The sequence below is a fragment of the Thiomonas sp. 13-64-67 genome (genome assembly GCF_002282795.1).
Lineage (GTDB): Bacteria > Pseudomonadota > Gammaproteobacteria > Burkholderiales > Burkholderiaceae_C > Thiomonas > Thiomonas arsenitoxydans.
The window spans coordinates 18798-37441 of record NZ_NCKP01000023.1 but is presented as its reverse complement, the minus strand read 5'-3'; the positions used below and the strand labels follow the sequence as shown (position 1 = coordinate 37441).

Below are 18644 nucleotides of genomic sequence, written 5' to 3'. Positions count from 1 at the left end.
CGGCATAAACTCAAAACGCGCAATACCGACCCTCGGTCACGTTCACCGCAATGCCGGTCACGTTGCCAGAATCAGCGGTCACGTTCGCCGGAATACGCAGTAGAGCGCAATTTCGGTTTCATCCAGCGCTGATTTCCCCGTGATGGGATGGCGGAAGAGCGCGAGCAAGCGGGCGCAATCGTCTTGCAACAGGAATTCCGCAGCATCGGCTTCGCGAAAGCGCAGCATGTATTGGCTGGCAGCCTGTTGTTTTGGGTTGTGGGCAAGGGCGCGGGCGAAGGGAATGGGGTGAGGCGAGTTGATGATGACGAGCTTGGACAGACTCCTTGGCTCACGCGCTGCCAGACTCCAGGCTACGGCGCCGCCCCAGTCATGCGCCACTAGCACACATTGCTCATAGCCGAAGTGCCGCATCAGACCGAGAAAATCGTCCATCAGCGGTTGCACCCGGTAGGCGGCAATACCCTCGGGCTTGCCGGACAAGTTGTAGCCACGCAGGTCTGGTGCGAGACAAAAGTGATCCTGGCCAAAAGCGGCCAGCTGGGTTTGCCAGGCCGCCCAGCATTCGGGGAAGCCGTGCGCGAACATCAGCAGAGGTCGCCCAACTTTGCCGCTACTGGCGACGTGCAGCCGCTGGCCGTCAGACAGGATCACATCGTGGTGTTGCAACATGCAAGGCTCCTTGTGTTGATGGTCGAGGTCGACCGGCTTCCTACGCAGGTACCCGCACCAGGCGACCGTTGTGCAGCCGTGCAACGCCTGAATCTGCATGCAATTGCGCGGCGTAGTCGACTTCGGCGTCGAGTCCGCGCGAGGTCATCAAGCGTCCCACGCGCGATGCGCGCAAGCAACGCAGCGCATCGCTGCCTTGCGTAAGTAACGCGGCAGCCAACGCTGCATCGGAATAGCTGCGAGCCCCAGGCGCTTGCTGCAAGCCATGCACGAGCAGGCCAGCCCCGTAGAAATCCTCCAGATTGAACTGCGCGCTCGACCCTGCGCAGACCACCAGAACAGTGCTGTGCGGGTGTTCGCGCAGCACATGCTGAATGGTTGCCTGGGCGTTGCGCAAGCTGGCGGCGTACACCTGCGCGGCGGCTTGCGCTTTATGCAGTGCGACGGTGCCATTGGTGGTGCTGTAAATCAGGATGCGGTCTTGCAGGTCTTGGTGCAGCAAGGCCAGCGGGGTGGGGTGGACGAAGCCGGGCAGGGTTTCGGCATCGAGTTCGCCGCTTAGCACCGCGCGGGCGGGAGCAAGACTGGCGGCGATGCTGCGCGCATGCTCGGCGTCGAGCGCGGGGATGACCGCACTGGCGCCGGCTTGCAGTGCCGTGAGCGCCGAGGTGGTGGCAAACAGCACATCCAGCACGATGACCACGCGGCCTTCAAGACGTTGATGATCAAGCTCTTCTTTGGTGAGTAAAACATGAATTTTTTGCATGGCGATGTCGGATGAACGGTAGCTTTACAACTCATTTGCATCAGGCTAGCATTGATCGTTATCAAAACAAAGTTCTGCTTAGCGGAACAATACGTGACGAGCGCCCACCGAGCTTCGTGTCCGAATCGAACCGCAAGGCGACAAGTTCACTTTCCAGGAGACAGAATGAGCAGCGTTCACACATCGCGCCTTGGCAGCATCGCGGTACTCACCCTCGATAACCCGCCCGTCAACGGTTTCGGCAGACAGCAGCGCCGCTTGTTGGTGGAGGCTATCGACGCTGCAATGGCCGATTCTGGCGTGATCGGCATCGTCGTCACCGGCGCCGGCGCTCTGTTTTCCGGCGGGGCGGACATTCGCGAGTTCGGCAGGCCGGAATCCATGGCGTCGCCGCATCTGCTCGACGTCATTGCCGTAGCCGAAGCCTGTACCAAGCCGGTGGTCGCTGCCATCAATGGCACCTGCATGGGTGGCGGGCTGGAATTCGCACTGGGTTGCCATGGCCGCGTGGCGCTGGCATCGGCGCTGATCGCACTGCCGGAAGTCAAGCTCGGATTGCTGCCCGGCGCCGGCGGTACGCAACGCTTGCCGCGCGCAGTGGGGCTGGAACATGCAATGAACATGATTGTTTCCGGCGAGGCTGTGCCCGCCAAGATGCTGGCTGCCACGGCCTTGTTCGATGCTGTGGTCGAAGACGATGTGGTGGGCGCTGCGGCTGCATTCGCACGTCATTTAGCCGAATCGACAAAACCCACGCCTCGCGTGCGCGACCTTGCCGTCAATCACGACGCCGCCGAGGCTTTCATTCAGTTCACTCGCACCACAGTGGCCGCGCAATTTCCGCACGAACCGGCGCGGCTGCAATGCGTCGAGGCGGTGGCGGGTTCGCTCAAACCCTTTAACGAAGGCATGCTGCGGGAGCGCAGCTTGTTTGCCATGCTCATGGCCACGCCCGAATCGCAAGCGCTGCGCCATGCGTTTTTTGCCGAGCGCGCCGCCTCCAAGATTGGCGACGTGCCAGCCGACACGCCGACTCGTCCCATCGCCCGGGTGGGCGTGATCGGGGCGGGCACCATGGGCGGCGGTATCAGCATGAACTTTCTCAATGCCGGCATTCCAGTCACTCTGGTTGAGACCACGCAGGAGGCGCTGGATCGCGGTGTGGCCACCATCCACAAGAACTACGACAACTCGGCGAAGAAGGGCAAGCTCAAGCCCGAGCAAGTCGACAAGCGCATGGCCTTACTGCGCCCCACGCTGGACTTTGCGCAACTGGCCGACTGCGACCTGGTGATCGAAGCCGTGTTCGAAACCATGGAGGTCAAGCGCGATGTATTTGAGCGCCTTGACGCCATCGCCAAGCCAGGTGCCATCCTCGCCTCCAATACCTCCACGTTGGACCTCGACGCCATCGCCGCTTGCACGAAGCGCCCGCAAGACGTCATCGGCATGCATTTTTTCAGCCCGGCCAATGTGATGAAGCTGCTCGAAGTCGTGCGCGGCAAGGCCACGGCCAAGGATGTGCTGGCCACCGTCATGAAGCTGGCCAAGACCATACGCAAGACGGCGGTGGTGTCTGGTGTGTGCGACGGCTTCATCGGCAACCGCATGATTGAGCATTACGGCCGCATGGCCAACTTTCTGGTGGAGGAGGGCGCCAGCCCGCAGCAAGTAGACCGGGCGCTGGAAGCCTGGGGCATGGCGATGGGGCCGTTCCGCATGGGCGACCTGGCCGGAAACGACATCGGCTGGGCCATACGCAAGCGGCGCTATGTGGAAAAACCTAATGTCATGTATTCGCGCCTGGCCGACCGCCTGTGCGAGCAAGGTCGCTATGGTCAGAAAACCGGTAAGGGCTGGTATCGCTACGAGGCCGGCAACCGTGCCGCGCTACCCGATCCCGAGGTGGATGCGCTGATTACGGCCTACCGCCAGGAGATCGGCGTGACGCCACGGAAAATCGACGATGCCGAAATCGTCGACCGTTGCCTTTATGCCCTGGTCAACGAAGGCGCGCGCCTGCTGGCCGAAGGCATCGCGCAACGCGCTTCCGATATCGACATGGTGTATCTCGCAGGCTATGGCTTTCCGGCCTGGCGAGGCGGGCCGATGGGCTATGCCGATCAGATCGGCCTCGCCATGGTGGTACGTCGTATGCGCCAGTTCGCAGCGCAACCCGGGGGCGATGCTGCGTTCTGGCAACCCGCGCCGCTGCTGGCTGAATTGGCCGAGCAGGGCAAGACATTCAGCGGCGCCTGAGCCCCGTTTTGCGATGTTCACGCTGCCGTCAACCAACAGGCGCGGCACGATTCAACGCCTAGCTTGCAACCTCTTACACCGGAGTGTTCCATGACTGAAGCCGTCATTGTTTCCACTGCGCGCACGGCACTTGCCAAGTCGTGGCGTGGGTCGCTCAACCTCACGCACAGCGCCACCATGGGCGGCCATGTCGTTCAGGCGGCCGTGCAGCGCGCAGGCATCGATGCTGCCGAGGTAGAAGACTGCATCATCGGTTGTGCCTATCCGGAAGGCGCATCGGGCGGCAATATCGCGCGGCAGATTGCCCTGCGCGCCGGCCTTCCGGTCACCACGGCCGGCGCCACCGTCAACCGCTTTTGCTCCTCCGGGCTGCAAGCCATCGCGATTGCAGCGCAGCGCGTCATCGTGGATCAGGTGCCGGTGATGGTGGCCGGTGGCGTGGAGTCGATTTCCTGCGTGCAGAACGATCGCGCCAATACGCACATGCTGCGCGAACCCTGGCTGCTGCAGCACAAGCCCGAGCTGTACTGGAGCATGCTGCAAACAGCGGAATGCGTGGCCAAGCGATACGGCATTTCGCGCCAGTTGCAGGACGAATACGGCGCCCGCAGCCAGCAGCGCGCAGCAGCGGCGCAGGCCGCAGGCAAGTTCCTCGATGAAATCGTGCCCATCACGGTACGCGCCGGTATGGCTGACAAGGCCACTGGCCAGCTTGTGACGCGGGAAGTCACGCTGAGCGCTGACGAAGGCATTCGCGCAGACACCACCCTGGAGGGCATATCCCGAATCCGTCCGGCCCTGCCGGGCGGGGTGATTGCCGCTGGTAACGCCAGCCAGTTTTCCGACGGCGCATCGGCCTGCGTGGTGATGAAGGCCAAATTGGCCGAGCAGCGCGGACTCCAGCCCTTGGGCGCTTTCCGCGGGTTTGCCGTTGCGGGTTGCGAGCCCGACGAAATGGGCATCGGCCCGGTGTTCGCCATTCCGCGCCTGCTGCAGCGCACCGGGCTGAAGATGAACGACATCGGCCTGTGGGAACTCAACGAGGCCTTCGCGGTGCAGGTGATTTATTGCCGCGACAAGCTCGGCATTCCCGACGAAAGGCTGAACGTCAACGGCGGCGCCATCGCGGTGGGACATCCATACGGCGTAACCGGCGCGCGGCTGGTGGGTCATGCGCTGATCGAGGGCAAGCGCCGCGGAGCGAAATATGTGGTCGTCACCATGTGCATCGGTGGCGGTCAGGGCGCTGCGGGCTTGTTCGAGGTGCTCTGAGGCCCGTTTGCCTAGGGCCAATGCGCCATGCGCCAAACCATCGACTTCCTGCTACACGACTGGCTCGACGTGACCAGCCTGAGCGCCAGGCCGCGCTACAAAGAGCACAACTCAGATACTTTTGCCCAGGTGCTTGACACCTGCGAGCGCATCGCCCGCGACAAATACGCGCCGTTTAACCGGCTGGTGGATACCGAGGAGCCACGCCAGAGCGGCGACCGCGTCATCCTGCCTCAAGCCACGCACGCGGCTTGGCGCGCCTACGCCGACTCTGGCATGCTGGCCGCAGCGCAGGATGAGTCCATCGGCGGTATGCAACTGCCTTACACAGTGGAAGCCGCGGCCAATGCATTTTTCGCTAAGGCCTCGGTCAGTATCGGTGCGGGAATGCTCACCGTGGGCAACGCCAATTTGCTCATGGCACATGGCACGCCCAGGCAGCAGCAGGTCTTTGCCCATGCCGAGTTCGATGGTCGCTGGGCAGGGACGATGTGCCTGTCCGAACCGCAAGCGGGCTCCAGCCTGTCGGACATCGCCACCCGTGCCATGCCCGATGGCCCTGTTTTCGAGGCCGACCCACTGGGTCCCCGCTACCGCCTGTTCGGCAGCAAGATGTGGATTTCCGCGGGTGAGCACGAACTCACCGACAACATCGTCCACCTCGTTCTGGCCAAGATTCCAGGCGCGGACGGCAAACTGGTGCCCGGTGCGCGCGGCATCTCGCTGTTCATCGTGCCAAAAATGCTGGTCGACGGCAGTGGACAACTGACCGGCCACCGCAACGACATCACCCTGGCCGGGTTGAATCACAAATGTGGCTGGCGCGGCACGCCCAACACCCTGCTTAGTTTTGGTGATGGCCGGTATCCAGCGGGCGGTGCGCAGGGCGCCATCGGCTGGCGCGTCGGCGCTGCTGGCGAGGGCTTGCGTTGCATGTTTCACATGATGAACGAGGCGCGCATCGGTGTCGGGCTGTCTGCCGCCATGCTCGGTATGGCAGGCTATGAAGCAGCACTGGCCTACGCCCGCCAGCGCCCGCAAGGGCGCCCGGTAGGGCCGTCGGGCAAGGATCCGAGCCAACCACAGGTGTCCATCATCGAACATGCCGACGTGAAGCGCATGTTGCTTGCGCAAAAAGCCTATGCAGAAGGCGCAGTGGCGCTGGAGCTGTACTGTGCGCGGCTGGTGGACGAGCAGCGCACGGGCGGTGCAACCGCGGCGAGCGAAGCGGCATTACTGCTCGAAGTGCTCACGCCGATTGCCAAGAGCTGGCCGTCTGAATGGTGCCTGGAAGCCAACAGTCTGGCCATTCAGGTGCATGGCGGCTACGGCTACACGCGTGACTTTCCGGTGGAGCAATACTGGCGCGACAACCGGCTGAACATGATTCACGAGGGCACGCACGGCATCCAGGCGCTCGATCTTCTCGGTCGCAAGGTGGTGATGGATGGCGGCGCAGGTTTGGCCTTGCTGGCTGCGCGCGTGGGTGCCACCGCAACCCAGGCCGAGAACTCACCCCCACTACAGCCGCATGGCGCTGCGCTGCATGCTGCGCTGGATGACTTGCTCGTAGCGACGCGCGCAGCATGGGAGGGCAACGACCCGGCTGCAACCCTGGCCAACGCCACGCCCTATCTACAAGCCTTCGGTCATGTCGTGCTGGCGTGGATTTGGCTGGACGTGGCGCTGGCTGCGCAAGCGGCCTTGCAAGAGTCGGATCACCGCGATTTTCTGCAAGGCAAATTGCAGGCATGCCACTATTTTTACGCCTATGAACTGCCAAAAATTCAGGCTTGGCTGCAAGTCGCCGCCGAGCGCAATTCCATCTGCCGCCTGATGCAGGATGCCTGGTTTTAGAGCCGGCCCTAAGCCCTAGCCATCAACCCAACTGATCTGGAGCCACCATGACATCCACCACGCACCGACTATTCGATCTCAGCGGGCGCTGCGCCCTGATCACGGGCGGATCGCGAGGGCTGGGCCTGCAAATGGCGCAGGCCCTGGGGGAAATGGGGGCCAGGCTGGCACTCGTTGCTCGTAAAGCCAGTGAGTTGGAGCAGGCACAGAAGCACTTGTGTGGACTTGGAATTGACGCGCAGATTTTTCCCGCGGATTTGTCGCGGCGCGAGGTCATCGCCCCGCTGGTGCAAAGCGTGCATACGGCGCTGGGTGGAATTGATGTTCTGGTCAATAACGCCGGCGCGACCTGGGGAGCCCCGGCGGAGGACTACCCGGACGAAGCCTGGGACAAGGTCATGCGGCTGAACGTCGACGCGGTGTTCTTCTTGAGCCGCGAAGTCGGCAAGCACTGCATGATTCCGGCGAGGCGAGGCAGCATCATCAACATCGCTTCCATCGCGGGGCTGCGCGGCAACCCGCCGCCCATGCGCACCATCGCCTACAACACCTCAAAGGGTGCGGTGGTGAACTTCACCCGCGCACTGGCGGCGGAATGGGGGCAGCACGGCATTCGCGTCAACGCGATTCTGCCCGGCTTCTTTCCGTCCAAAATGACTGCCGGCTTGCTTGACGCGATGCGCGATCAGGTGATTGAGAAGACCCCGCTGGCACGTCTCGGTGGCGAGCAGGACCTGATGGGCGCGGCAGTCTTTTTCGCCAGTGAAGCATCACGCCATATCACCGGCCAGTGCCTCGCGGTGGACGGCGGTTCGAGCGCGATTTGAACCGGGAGTTCGCCCGCCGCGGCCGCATCGCGCAACAACTTTTCAGGAGAACTGCCATGACCGATCAAAACCAACAAATACTGCTCGCCGGGCGCCCGGAGGGTTGGGTCGAAGCACGCCATTTCCGGCTTGAACAAGGACCCATTCCAGAGCCGGGCGAAGGCGAGGTCCTGGTGCGCAACCACTGGCTCTCGCTCGATCCGTATATGCGCGGCCGCATGTCGGACGCCAAGTCCTATGCCGAACCAGTGGCACTTGGTGCGGTGATGGTGGGCGGTACGGCGGGTGAAGTCGTGGCCTCACGCGACCCTCATTTCAAGCCGGGTGACCAAGTTGTCGGCATGATGGGTTGGCAGTTGTATGGAGTGGCCCCGGGGCGCATGCTGCAAAAAGTTGAGACCACGCACGTGCCGCTGGCCGCATACCTTGGCCCGGTGGGCATGCCAGGCGTCACGGCCTGGTACGGGCTGAACGCCATCTGCGAACCCAAAGCGGGCGAAACGGTGGTGGTGACAGCGGCTTCGGGCGCGGTGGGCAGCGTGGTGGGCCAACTTGCCAAAGCCAAGGGCTGCCGTGCGGTTGGCGTGGCCGGCGGTGCGGAGAAATGCCGCTATGTGGTGGAAGAACTGGGCTTCGACGCCTGTGTGGACTACAAGGCGGGCAAACTCAAAGATGACTTGAAAGCCGCCTTGCCCAGGGGGGTTGACTGCCTGTTTGAGAACGTGGGGGGCGAAATTTTCGACGCGCTGCTGGCGCGCACCAACGCCTTTGCTCGGATCGCCCTGTGCGGCATGATCGCCGACTACAACACCACCGACCCCTACTGCATGAAAAACGTGCGCACAGTGCTGATCAACCGCCTGAAGCTGCAAGGCTTCATCGTCTCGGAGCACATGGAGCAATGGCCAGTAGCGCTGCGTGAACTTGGCGGCATGGTAGCGGCGGGCAAACTGCACTACCGCGAAAGCATCGCCCACGGACTTGAAAATGCGCCCGAGGCCTTCATCGGCATGCTCAAGGGGCGCAATTTCGGCAAGCAACTGGTCAAGCTGGTCTGACTAATCCGGCTGATTCGACCGATTCGACCGATTCGACAATAGGACGCTCCATGCAAGCCGACACTCGCGACGTCGTTCCGGCACTGGCCTTTGACGAGGCGGCGCTGGCCGACTATCTGCGCAAGCACCTGCCGCAGGCAAAAGGGCCGTGGCAGGTGGCGCAGTTCAAAGGGGGCCAGTCCAACCCAACATATTTACTTACCGCAGTCGATGGGCAGCGTTATGTGCTGCGGCGCAAGCCACCGGGCAAGCTGCTGCCCTCGGCCCATGCGGTGGACCGCGAATTTCGCGTCATGCGGTCACTTGGCGAAAGCGACGTGCCAGTGCCGCAGATGCGTGTGCTTTGCATGGATGAGAGCGTCATCGGCACGTCGTTCTACATCATGGACTTCGTCGAAGGCCGGATTCTGTGGAATCCGCTGCTGCCCGGCATGCAGCGCGACGAGCGCACCGCGATTTTCGACGAGATGAATCGGGTCATCGCGGCGCTGCACCGCGTCGACTACGCCGCACTTGGCCTGGCCGACTATGGCAAGCCGGGCCAATACATCGCCCGACAGATATCGCGCTGGACGCAGCAATACCGCGCCAGCGAAACAGAGCCGATCGCTGCGATGGATCAGCTCATCGACTGGCTGCCGCAGCACATTCCGCAAGGGGAAGAGACAGCGATCGTGCATGGCGACTACCGGCTGGACAACGTTGTCTTCCACCCCACCGAGCCGCGTATTCTGGCGGTGCTCGACTGGGAGCTGTCGACCCTGGGCCACCCGCTGGCCGATTTTGCCTACCACTGCATGGCATGGCGGCTTGAGCCGGGGCAGTTTCGCGGCCTGGTCGGGGGCGATCTGAAGGCCCTCGGCATTCCAAGCGAGGCCGACTACGTTGCGCAGTATTGCAGGCGCACGGGCCGCGAGCCCGTCGCGGCGGGTGACTGGGAGTTCTACGCCGCCTTCAATCTGTTCCGCCTCGCCGCCATATTGCAAGGGGTCATGGCACGTGCATTGCAGGGCAATGCTTCCAGCGCGCAGGCGCTTGAGGCCGGTCGCCGCGCTCGTCCGCTAGCTGAAGCGGCCTGGGCGCAGGTCGAACGCGTCTTCGGGCATTGATCCTCTGCCGACTTCACCACCCAACCATCGAGGAATCCGAATGGACTTCAATCACAGCGAAAAAGTCCGCGCTCTGCAAGATCGCGTAAGCGCCTTCATGGATGCGCACATCTATCCCAATGAAGCGCGCTTCGCGGCTGAAGTCGAGGCTAACCGCAAGGCCGGAAACGCCTGGCAGCCCACGCGGGTGATCGAGGAGCTCAAGGCCGAGGCGCGCAAGGCCGGTTTGTGGAATTTGTTTCTGCCCGAATCCGAGCGTGGCGCCGGTTTGAGCAATTTGGAATACGCCCCATTGTGCGAAATCATGGGCCGCTCGCACATCGCCCCCGAGGCGTTCAACTGCTCGGCGCCCGATACAGGCAATATGGAAGTGCTGGAGCGCTACGGCACACCGCAGCAAAAGATGCAGTGGCTGGAGCCTTTGCTGCGCGGCGACATCCGCTCTGGCTTTGCCATGACCGAACCCGCTGTCGCCTCGAGCGATGCCACCAATATTCAGGCCAGTATCCGCCGCGAGGGCGAGCACTACGTCATCAACGGCCGCAAATGGTGGACGTCGGGTGCCAACGACCCGCGCTGCGAGGTTCTCATCTTCATGGGCAAGACCGATGCCGACAACCCGGACCGCTATCGGCAGCAATCGATGATTCTGGTGCCGATGGACACGCCCGGCGTGCAGGTGCTGCGTCATCTGCCGGTGTTCGGCTACGACGACGCACCGCATGGGCATGCCGAAATTACGTTCACCGATGTGCGCGTGCCCGCCGCCAATATGCTGCTGGGTGAGGGCAGGGGGTTCGAGATTGCGCAGGGGCGGCTTGGGCCAGGGCGCATCCATCACTGCATGCGCCTCATCGGCCTGGCGGAGCGGGCGCTGGAGTCCATGTGCCAACGCGCCGTCACCCGCACTGCCTTTGGCCGCCCAGTTGCCGATCAGGGCGTGACACGCGAGCGCATCGCCAACGCCCGCATTCTCATCGATCAGGCCCGGCTTCTGGTGTTCAACGCAGCGGACAAGATGGACCGCCAAGGCAACAAAGCCGCGCGCAAGGACATCGCCATGATCAAGGTGGTCGCCCCCAATATGGCCTGCCAGGTGATCGACTGGGCCATGCAGGTCCATGGCGGCGGGGGCGTGAGCGACGACTTCGGTCTGGCCTACGCCTATGCCAACGCCCGCACCTTGCGCTTTGCCGATGGCCCGGACGAGGTGCATCGCGACCAGATCGCGCGACTGGAACTGGAACGCTATCGGCCCAAGCGCGAATTGCCCACAAGGTGACGAGCGCCAGCAATCAGCGGCTTTAATAACAGGCGCAACTGGAGATCAAAATGCCATTTGCCAAAGTCAATAACCAGCGCATTCATTACGAGGACAGCGGCGGCAGCGGCCCCGCCCTCGTGTTCTCGCATGGCTTGTTGATGGATGCGACGATGTTCGATCCGCAAGTTGAATATTTTCGCCAGCACTATCGCTGTGTCTGTTGGGATGAACGCGGCCATGGCCAAACCGCAACTGACAGCATCGCCCCGTTCAGCTACTACGACTCGGCCAATGATCTGGCCGCGCTGATGCAGCATCTGGGGATCAAGCGCGCCGTGTTTGCCGGCATGAGCCAAGGCGGCTACTTGTCCTTGCGCCTAGACCCAAGTAAGACGCCGGGCTACAAGCAGATGATCGACATCTGGACCGCACAGGGATTGCCCGACGCCATTGCCGACACCATCGCTGACATCATCCTCGGGGCTGGTGCGCCACAAGCAGCAGCGTGGAAAGCCAAATGGCGTGCCTGGAAGCCGCACAACCTTCTGGCTGCTTTTCAGACTCTTGTGAGCAGAGACGATATTTCTGCGCAGCTGGCAGACATCCGAATTCCTGCGCTAGTCATTCACGGCGATGCTGATATCGCCATTACGCTAGACCGCGCTGTGGATATGCAGAAACGCCTGGCAGGCTCACGCCTGGCAGGCTCACGCCTGGACATCATCGCCGGGGCCGGGCATGCCAGCAACCTGACACATGCAGCGTCGGTCAATGCGGCGATTGAGCGGTTCCTGCAGACTTTACAAGTCGACCCTAACTCGAATCATCCCGGAGACAAGTCATGAACACTCGCCACTTTGATGTCTGGCCCAAGGGATTGCCACATCACCTCACCATTCCAAACACCAACCTGTTTTACAACGCCGAAGTGTCGGCGGCGAGATATCCCGACAAGCCCTATCTGATCTTTTACGACAAGGCCTTGAGCTTCGGCGAGTTCAAGCGTCAGGCCGAGTGGATTGCCGGTTTCCTGCAGCAGGACTGTGGCGTCGTGAAAGGCGACCGCGTGTTGCTCGATATGCAGAACAGTCCGCAATTCGTGCTGGCCTACTACGGAATTCTGCGTGCTGGTGCGGTGGTTGTGCCCATCAATCCGATGAATCTGACTCAGGAATTGGCCCACTATGTTGAGGACAGCGGTTCGACAGTGGCCTTCGTCGGCCAGGAACTATTTGCGCAAATGCGGCCGCTGCTGGGCAAGGGCCTGAGCCAGATCATCGTCGCCGCGTACAGCGACTACATCTCCAGCGCACCGAGCATTACCGTGCCGCCATTTGCTTCGGCGCCACGTGAAAATGTCTCTGAACCCGGAGTGACGCTTTGGGCCGACATGCTGGAGCGACAGCGCGTTCCAGCGCCGCTCAACACCAGCCCGGATGACCTCTGCGTCATGCCTTACACATCCGGCACGACGGGCAAACCCAAGGGCTGCATGCACACCCATCGCAGCGTGATGAGCACGGTGGCCGGTGGTGTGGATTGGTTGCGCATGCCCAAAGACTCGGTGGGGCTTGCAGTGCTGCCCTTCTTTCACGTCACCGGAATGCAGGGCGGCATGAATGGATCGCTCTACAACGGCAACACCCTGGTGCTGCTGCCGCGCTGGGACCGCGAGGCTGCGGCCGAATGCGTGCAGCGCTACAAGGTGGGCACCTGGCAGGCGATTGCGGCCATGGTGGTCGATTTTCTGATGAACCCGCGCATTGCCGAGTACGACCTTTCCAGCGTCTGGAATATGAGCGGCGGTGGCGCAGCCATGCCTGAAGCAGTGGCGCAGAAGTTGCAGGACCTGTGCGGCATTACGTATATCGAAGGCTATGGCATGACCGAAACCATGGCACCGACCCATGTGAATCCGCTGCATCGACCAAAGAAGCAATGCCTTGGCATCCCGATTTTCGACGTGGACGCCCGCATCATCGACCCCCAAACCCTGCAGGAACTTCCGCAGGGCGAGGTCGGCGAAATCATCGTGCATGGGCCGCAGGTGATGCGGGGCTACTGGAAGCAAGACAGGGCGACCGAAGATGCGTTCATGACAATCGACGGCAAACGCTTCCTGCGCACTGGCGACCTCGGGCGGGTGGACGAAGAGGGCTATTTCTTCATGGTCGACAGACTCAAGCGCATGATCAATGCGTCGGGCTTCAAAGTGTGGCCGGCTGAGGTCGAGATGCTGATGTACCAGCACCCGGATATTGCCGAGGCCTGTGTGGTGGCAGCGAAAGATGCCCACCGCGGCGAGACGGTGAAGGCTTATGTCGTGTTGAAGCCCGAGGCGCGCGGCCGCGTGAGCGAACAAAATTGTCGAGTTCGTCGACACGCTGCCCAAGTCGGGGACTGGCAAAGTACAGTGGCGCGCCTTGCAGGAGCGCGAAGCGGCGCTGCAGCATCAGGCACTGTCCTGAAAAACCCACTCATTGCCGTTTAAGAAACCGTATTAGACGTTGCTATTACTGGTTGCGTACGCCTTTACCGAAAAAGCACCGGACGCCAGAAAAACACGCCAGGAGAAGACCTGGATGACGGCAAGTTAGGCGCAATGGATTCCGGCTCCGCATCCCACCGCTGCGTGGGAAGACAGCCCGACAAGCCACCTTTTCCCGCGACTTTGCCAATCTGCCTCGGAACAGGCTGCTCATTTTTCTGAAACATACCGACACGCTTGACACACAAAGCAATAAAAACAAGAATGCGAACCGTTATCAATAACGGAGCATGTCTTGAAAGCAATCAAACCCATCCATCGGTCTGTGATCGTCGGATTGATGTTCGCAGCAACGTCTGGCGCCGCTTCGGCCGACGAGAATCTTCTGGGCTACACCGCGGGGGCGGAAACGGTGCCTGCAGGAACTTCAGAGGCCTATTTCTGGATCACTGATCACAGCGGCAAACGGCGCGGGAGCTATTCGGCACAGTATCTGCGCGCCGAATACGAATACGGCATCACCAACAGCCTGAGTGGTGCGATCTACCTCAACGGCTATCGTCACAGCTACAACTGCGGCACGATAGGCTGCGCCGGGCCGGTAGCGGACGGAGAAATCACCGGCAGTCTCCACCGGACGCAGTTCAGCGGGTTCTCGCTGGAACTGAAAAAAATGCTGCTCTCTCCCTATAAGGATGATTTGGGCGTTGCGCTGTATGGCGAAGTGACCTACGACAGCGTTGACCCGATTACCGGCGAAAAAGGGCAGGGCTATGAGGTGGAGACCAAGCTCATTTTGCAGCGGCCCTATCTCGACGGCCAGTTGCAGTGGATCACCAATCTGGAGCTGGAAGCCGAGTCGTGGCGGCCCAGCGCTGGCGGCGGCACGGAGTATGCGGTGGCCCCGCGGCTGCGAACGGGCCTGTCGTATCGCTTTGCACCGAACTGGTTCATTGGCGCCGAAGGCTGGGTCGATGCCGAGATTCTCAAACCCGCGAATCAATCCTGGGAATTCGATCACTGGGATTTTTTCGCTGGCCCGTCCATTCACTACGGCGGCAAGGCCTGGTGGGCCACGCTGACCTGGGCCCAGCAGATCGGCGGCTCCAACGAGTCGGACAACAACATCACGGGTGTGCATCTTGCCGATCATGAGCGGCGTGAAATCCGGCTCAAGGTTGGCTACAACTTCTGAGGCCTGAATCATTTTTTGAAAGGAACAGGCATGCAAGGATGGCACCCCTATTTATTGATGCCTTTGGCCGCGTTGGTCGCTGCGCCGGTCGGCGCTACCGAATATCTGACAGTTGAGCAGGCACAGAAATCGCTGTTCCCCGAGGCCGATCGATTCATCGCGGCGCCGGTGCAGTTGAGTGCGGAGCAAAAATCCGCGATCGAGGCGCGCTCCGGCTTGAAGCAGCGCTGGGACAAGCAGGAGGTCTGGCGAGCAGAGCGAGCGGGCAAGTTGCTCGGCTGGTTCATCGTCGATGATGTGGTGGGCAAGCATGAATTCATTCATTACGCGGCCGCGCTCTTGCCACAGGGGCGTGTGCGCGGGATCGAGGTCATGATCTACCGCGAGACCCACGGCGATCAGATCCGCCAGTCCAGTTGGCGAAAGACGCTGGAAGGCAAAACGCTGGCCGACCCGTTCAAGCTCGACAAGGACGTGCCCAATATCAGCGGTGCCACGCTGTCTTGCCGCAATGTGATGAGCGGAGTCAAACGCCTTCTGGTGTTGCAACAAGTTGCGTTGCAGGCGGGCACATGAAAGACGAATCCATCACCGTGCGCAGGCTTCGGCCCTTGCTGGGAACCTGGGTGGAGATTCAGGCCACCGGGCGACCGGCTCGGGTAGAGCGGGCCGTGAAAAGCGCTTTTTTGCATATCGCCCGGGTGCAGCAACGCATGAGTTTTCATGCGCCGGACAGCGTGCTGAGCCGCATCAATCTGCATGCGCACCATACGCCCCAGCCCGTTGATGCCTGGACCTGGGATGTGCTGCGCAAGGCGCGTGCCTTGTGGCTGGCCAGCGAAGGCCACTTCGACATCACCTTGGGCGCGCGTCTGGTCGAGCGTGGCGTGCTGCCCGATCATGGCTTTGCCACGCTTGAAGCAGCCATCGGCAGCGATGCGCTGGCGATGTGGCCCGGACGGCGCGTGGGGTTGCGTCGCCCCGTGCTGCTGACGCTCGATGGCATCGCCAAAGGCTATGCGGTGGACCTCGCCATCCAGAGTTTGCAGCGCGCAGGCATCGAGCAGGCCGTGGTGAACGCCGGCGGTGATTTGCGGGCTTTTGGCGCCCACGCCGTGCCTTTGGGGATACGCCAGGCCAGCGGCGCCGTGTACCGGGCAGGGTCGCTGCGCAACGCAGCTGTGGCCAGTTCGATGGTGGGGCATGCGCCATCAGCGCAGCAGAACTTTCCCGGCTGTGTTTTGCACCCCGGTCATGGCAACTGGGACGCGGCGGCGCCTCGGGTTTGGACGGTGCAAGCCGAGACTTGCTGGCGGGCCGATGCGCTGACCAAAGTGGCGGCGCTCTCGGCCCCGGCGCGGCGGAAAGCATTGGTGGCGCGCTTGGGAGGCCGCATTCTTCAGCCTGAAAGGGCTTCAGTACAGGATGCAGCCGCTTGAAAACTTATCCGCGTCATTTCCTATCGGTCTTGTATGCGACCTTGTTCGCACTGCTGACGACGGGCTTGTTGCTGACGCCCGGCGCGCTGCAAATGCGCCTGGATTGGGACATGCCCTGGTCTTTGCCCAGCGGTTTGCGTACCTGGGTGGCTGCGGGCCATGCGCTGAGTTTTCTTTCGATACTCGGCCTCGTCGGGGCGGTGTGGGCCGTCCATATTCGAGCCGGATGGGTCAGGCGGGAGAATGTGCGCAGCGGTCTGCTTCTGCTGGCGGCCTTTGGCTTGCTTAGCCTTAGCGGGCTGGGCCTGTATTACGCCGGAGGTGAAAACCTTCCTGCTTGGAGCGCGGTGGCTCACTTGCTGGCCGGCGTCCTGCTGCCCTTGTTGTTCGTAGCGCACCTGTTGGGCGCCCGCGCAGCGTCGCGTCGAGCATGGCCGCGACACCGCAAAATGTTTCAGCCGACGGCTCAATCGACCGTTGAGCCCGCCGCTCGCGCCAGCACGGCGCGCACTGCGCCCTGCGCATCGCAAACGGTTTCGACCCGGTCGTAAGCCGGATGCTTTTCCAGCAGTTGCATCATCGCCGGGCCTTGGCCGAGGCCGACTTCCATGCCCAGCCAGCCGCCGGGGCGCAGCAGAGGAGGGGCTTCGCGGATCAGCCGCATGAGAATGCGCACGCCGAACGGCCCGCCGTCGAAGGCGAGATGGGGTTCATGTCCGACGATTTCGTGCGGCATGGTGTCCATCTTGGCGGTGGAAATGTAGGGCGGCAACGAGACCACCAGGTCCACCTTGCCCTGAAACTCGGCGCCGAACGGGGCGAGCAGATCGCCGGTATGCAGGCTGACGCGCTGGCCCAGATCGAGATTTTGGGTGTTGGCGCGGGCCAGGTCGATGGCGGTTTGGGAAATGTCGGCGCCATGCACCTGCGCCTGGGGTACGGCGTGCGCAAGCGCCAGGGCGAGATTGCCCGAGCCGCAACACACGTCGATCACGATAGGGGGCGTTGCCGCGGCCTCGGCCATCGAACGCAGTTTTTGCGCTGCGATCTGGCCGAGCAGTTCGCTTTCGGCGCGCGGAATGAGGGCTTCGGGCGAGGCCCGCAGTTCGAGCCCCATGAAGCGCTGCCATCCGGTGAGATAGGCGATGGGCTCCCCGGCCACACGGCGCTCGATCAGCCCGTCGAGCGCTTCGAGCTGCGCGGCGCTCAGCGCGACCAGGGGCGTTTCTGCCGCAGCGTGCAAAGACATCGGGTGTCCGGCGGCCAGCAGCCAGAGGGCACGCAGGGCGGAGGCGGGCGTCTCTTCCGGCTTGTCGGGCAGGATGTCGAGGGCCTGAGTGAGCCGAGCCAGGCGCTGTTCGAACACGGCCTGCGCGTCCGGCCCAAGGGCTTGCAGATCGGGGGCGGTGTGTGCGGGCGGTGATGCGGCGTCGAGATTCAAGAAACGATCTCCTGAGAAGGATGAAAAACGGGCTCGATCAGCGCGGGCCGGGCGTGCAGGTAGCGGGTGGTGCGCCGTTTGGCGTCGATGTCGCTGAGCACGGCAGCGGCTCGGGCCTCTGGAATGGCCAGTGTCTCGGCCAGTTCCGCGGCGCTGTAGCCGTGATTGCGGGCCCAGAGGGCCAGATCCATTTGATGCCAGGGCAGGGCGAAATAAAACTCGTCCTGGCCCTGCGGCAGGCTGTAGGTGTCGGTGGTCGGGGCGGCGTTGCACACGGCATCGGGTAAGCCGAGATGCCGCGCCAGGGCGTAGACCTGGGTTTTGTAGAGGTGGGCGATGGGTTTGAGATCGGCGGAGCCATCGCCGTTTTTCACAAAAAAGCCCTGGTCGTATTCGAGCCGGTTGGGGGTGCCGATGACCGCATAGTTCAGGCGGTCGGCGTGGAAATATTCGAGGGTTTTGCGCAGTCGCTGCTTGTGGTTGGTGGCGGCGACGATTTGCAGATATTCGCGCAGCGGCAGCCGTGCCTCATGCATTTGCCCGTCAGGCGCCTGGGCGATGATCTTGAAATGGTTGATGCCACCAGCCAGCCCGCCGGAGATGGCGAGCTTGATCTTCCATTGCGCGTCGTAGCCAGGCAGCACCGCGCGCACGGCCTCGTCGCGCCAGCGATAGCAGCCGATGGCCTCCAGCGCGGGGGCGATGTTTTCCACCGTGGATTCGATGCCGAGCTGCTGTGCGACCTGCCCGCCCAGAGTCGCGCTGCTGTCCGACGAATCGCGCTCGGGCATGAGCAGGCCGAACACCCGCTGCGGCCCGAGGGCGCGCACAGCCAGAGCCGCGCACACCGAGCTGTCGACACCGCCGGACAAGCCCAGCACCACGCCGCGCTTGTTGAAGCCGCGCAGGGTGTGGAGCAAAAAGTCGGCGATGCGGACGGTTTCAGCCTCGCAGTCGATGGCGAGAACGTCGGAGGTCAGCGCAGGGCGGGCCATTT

Annotated in this window: 15 protein-coding genes and 1 pseudogene; 12 read left to right on the top strand and 4 right to left on the bottom strand. The window is 62.4% G+C overall.

The window, feature by feature from the left end:
- Positions 1-78: 78 nt before the first annotated feature.
- Together B7X30_RS07970 and B7X30_RS07965 are read right to left on the bottom strand one after the other, a co-directional pair.
- On the bottom strand, positions 79-672 hold the full coding sequence (locus B7X30_RS07970) for an alpha/beta fold hydrolase (protein ID WP_286730152.1): 594 nt from the start codon (positions 670-672) through the stop codon (positions 79-81).
- 40 nt (positions 673-712) lie between these two features.
- The gene (locus tag B7X30_RS07965) at positions 713-1438 is read right to left on the bottom strand and encodes a 2-phosphosulfolactate phosphatase (RefSeq protein WP_286730151.1); all 726 of its coding nucleotides are present in this window, start codon (positions 1436-1438) and stop codon (positions 713-715) included.
- Positions 1439-1603: 165 nt separating this feature from the next.
- Between B7X30_RS07965 and B7X30_RS07960 the strand changes: the two genes are divergently transcribed.
- From B7X30_RS07960 to B7X30_RS07905, 12 genes and pseudogenes are all read left to right on the top strand, one after another.
- Positions 1604-3697, top strand: coding sequence for a 3-hydroxyacyl-CoA dehydrogenase NAD-binding domain-containing protein (locus B7X30_RS07960; protein WP_286730150.1), 2094 nt, complete (start codon positions 1604-1606; stop codon positions 3695-3697).
- Positions 3698-3787: 90 nt separating this feature from the next.
- Positions 3788-4969 carry an acetyl-CoA C-acyltransferase gene (locus B7X30_RS07955; RefSeq protein WP_286730149.1) on the top strand — a complete coding sequence of 394 codons (1182 nt, stop codon included), beginning with the start codon at positions 3788-3790 and terminating at the stop codon, positions 4967-4969.
- A 27-nt stretch (positions 4970-4996) separates the two neighbouring features.
- A complete protein-coding gene (locus tag B7X30_RS07950) occupies positions 4997-6826 on the top strand; it encodes an acyl-CoA dehydrogenase (RefSeq protein WP_286730148.1) in 1830 nt (609 codons plus the stop codon).
- A gap of 47 nt (positions 6827-6873) precedes the next feature.
- Positions 6874-7653, top strand: coding sequence for an SDR family oxidoreductase (locus B7X30_RS07945; protein WP_276728428.1), 780 nt, complete (start codon positions 6874-6876; stop codon positions 7651-7653).
- A 56-nt stretch (positions 7654-7709) separates the two neighbouring features.
- Positions 7710-8711, top strand: a complete 1002-nt coding sequence (locus tag B7X30_RS07940; protein ID WP_276728425.1) for an NADP-dependent oxidoreductase — start codon at positions 7710-7712, stop codon at positions 8709-8711.
- 50 nt (positions 8712-8761) lie between these two features.
- Positions 8762-9820, top strand: a complete 1059-nt coding sequence (locus B7X30_RS07935; RefSeq protein ID WP_286730147.1) for a phosphotransferase — start codon at positions 8762-8764, stop codon at positions 9818-9820.
- A 40-nt stretch (positions 9821-9860) separates the two neighbouring features.
- A complete protein-coding gene (locus tag B7X30_RS07930; protein ID WP_276728420.1) occupies positions 9861-11102 on the top strand; it encodes an acyl-CoA dehydrogenase family protein in 1242 nt (413 codons plus the stop codon).
- A gap of 50 nt (positions 11103-11152) precedes the next feature.
- Positions 11153-11929, top strand: coding sequence for an alpha/beta fold hydrolase (locus tag B7X30_RS07925; protein ID WP_286730146.1), 777 nt, complete (start codon positions 11153-11155; stop codon positions 11927-11929).
- Positions 11926-13552: pseudogene (locus B7X30_RS07920) on the top strand (long-chain fatty acid--CoA ligase). Before B7X30_RS07925 ends, B7X30_RS07920 begins: the two are co-directional and overlap by 4 nt.
- 315 nt (positions 13553-13867) lie before the next feature.
- Positions 13868-14767, top strand: a complete 900-nt coding sequence (locus B7X30_RS07915) for a DUF6662 family protein (RefSeq protein ID WP_286730145.1) — start codon at positions 13868-13870, stop codon at positions 14765-14767.
- 30 nt (positions 14768-14797) lie between these two features.
- Complete coding sequence (locus B7X30_RS07910) at positions 14798-15343, top strand: FMN-binding protein (RefSeq protein WP_286730144.1); 546 nt, start codon at positions 14798-14800, stop codon at positions 15341-15343.
- Positions 15340-16206, top strand: coding sequence for an FAD:protein FMN transferase (locus tag B7X30_RS07905; RefSeq protein WP_286730143.1), 867 nt, complete (start codon positions 15340-15342; stop codon positions 16204-16206). The genes B7X30_RS07910 and B7X30_RS07905 overlap by 4 nt, the downstream gene beginning before the upstream one ends.
- Positions 16207-16672: 466 nt before the next feature.
- Here the strand turns inward: B7X30_RS07905 and prmC are convergent, their stop codons facing one another.
- Together prmC and nadE are read right to left on the bottom strand one after the other, a co-directional pair.
- Positions 16673-17647: a peptide chain release factor N(5)-glutamine methyltransferase gene (gene prmC, locus B7X30_RS07900; protein ID WP_276709808.1), complete on the bottom strand. Its 975-nt coding sequence runs from the start codon at positions 17645-17647 to the stop codon at positions 16673-16675.
- Positions 17644-18642 (bottom strand): NAD(+) synthase, encoded by a 999-nt coding sequence (gene nadE, locus B7X30_RS07895; RefSeq protein WP_286730142.1) that lies wholly within the window; start codon positions 18640-18642, stop codon positions 17644-17646. Before nadE ends, prmC begins: the two co-directional genes overlap by 4 nt.
- Positions 18643-18644 lie beyond the last annotated feature (2 nt).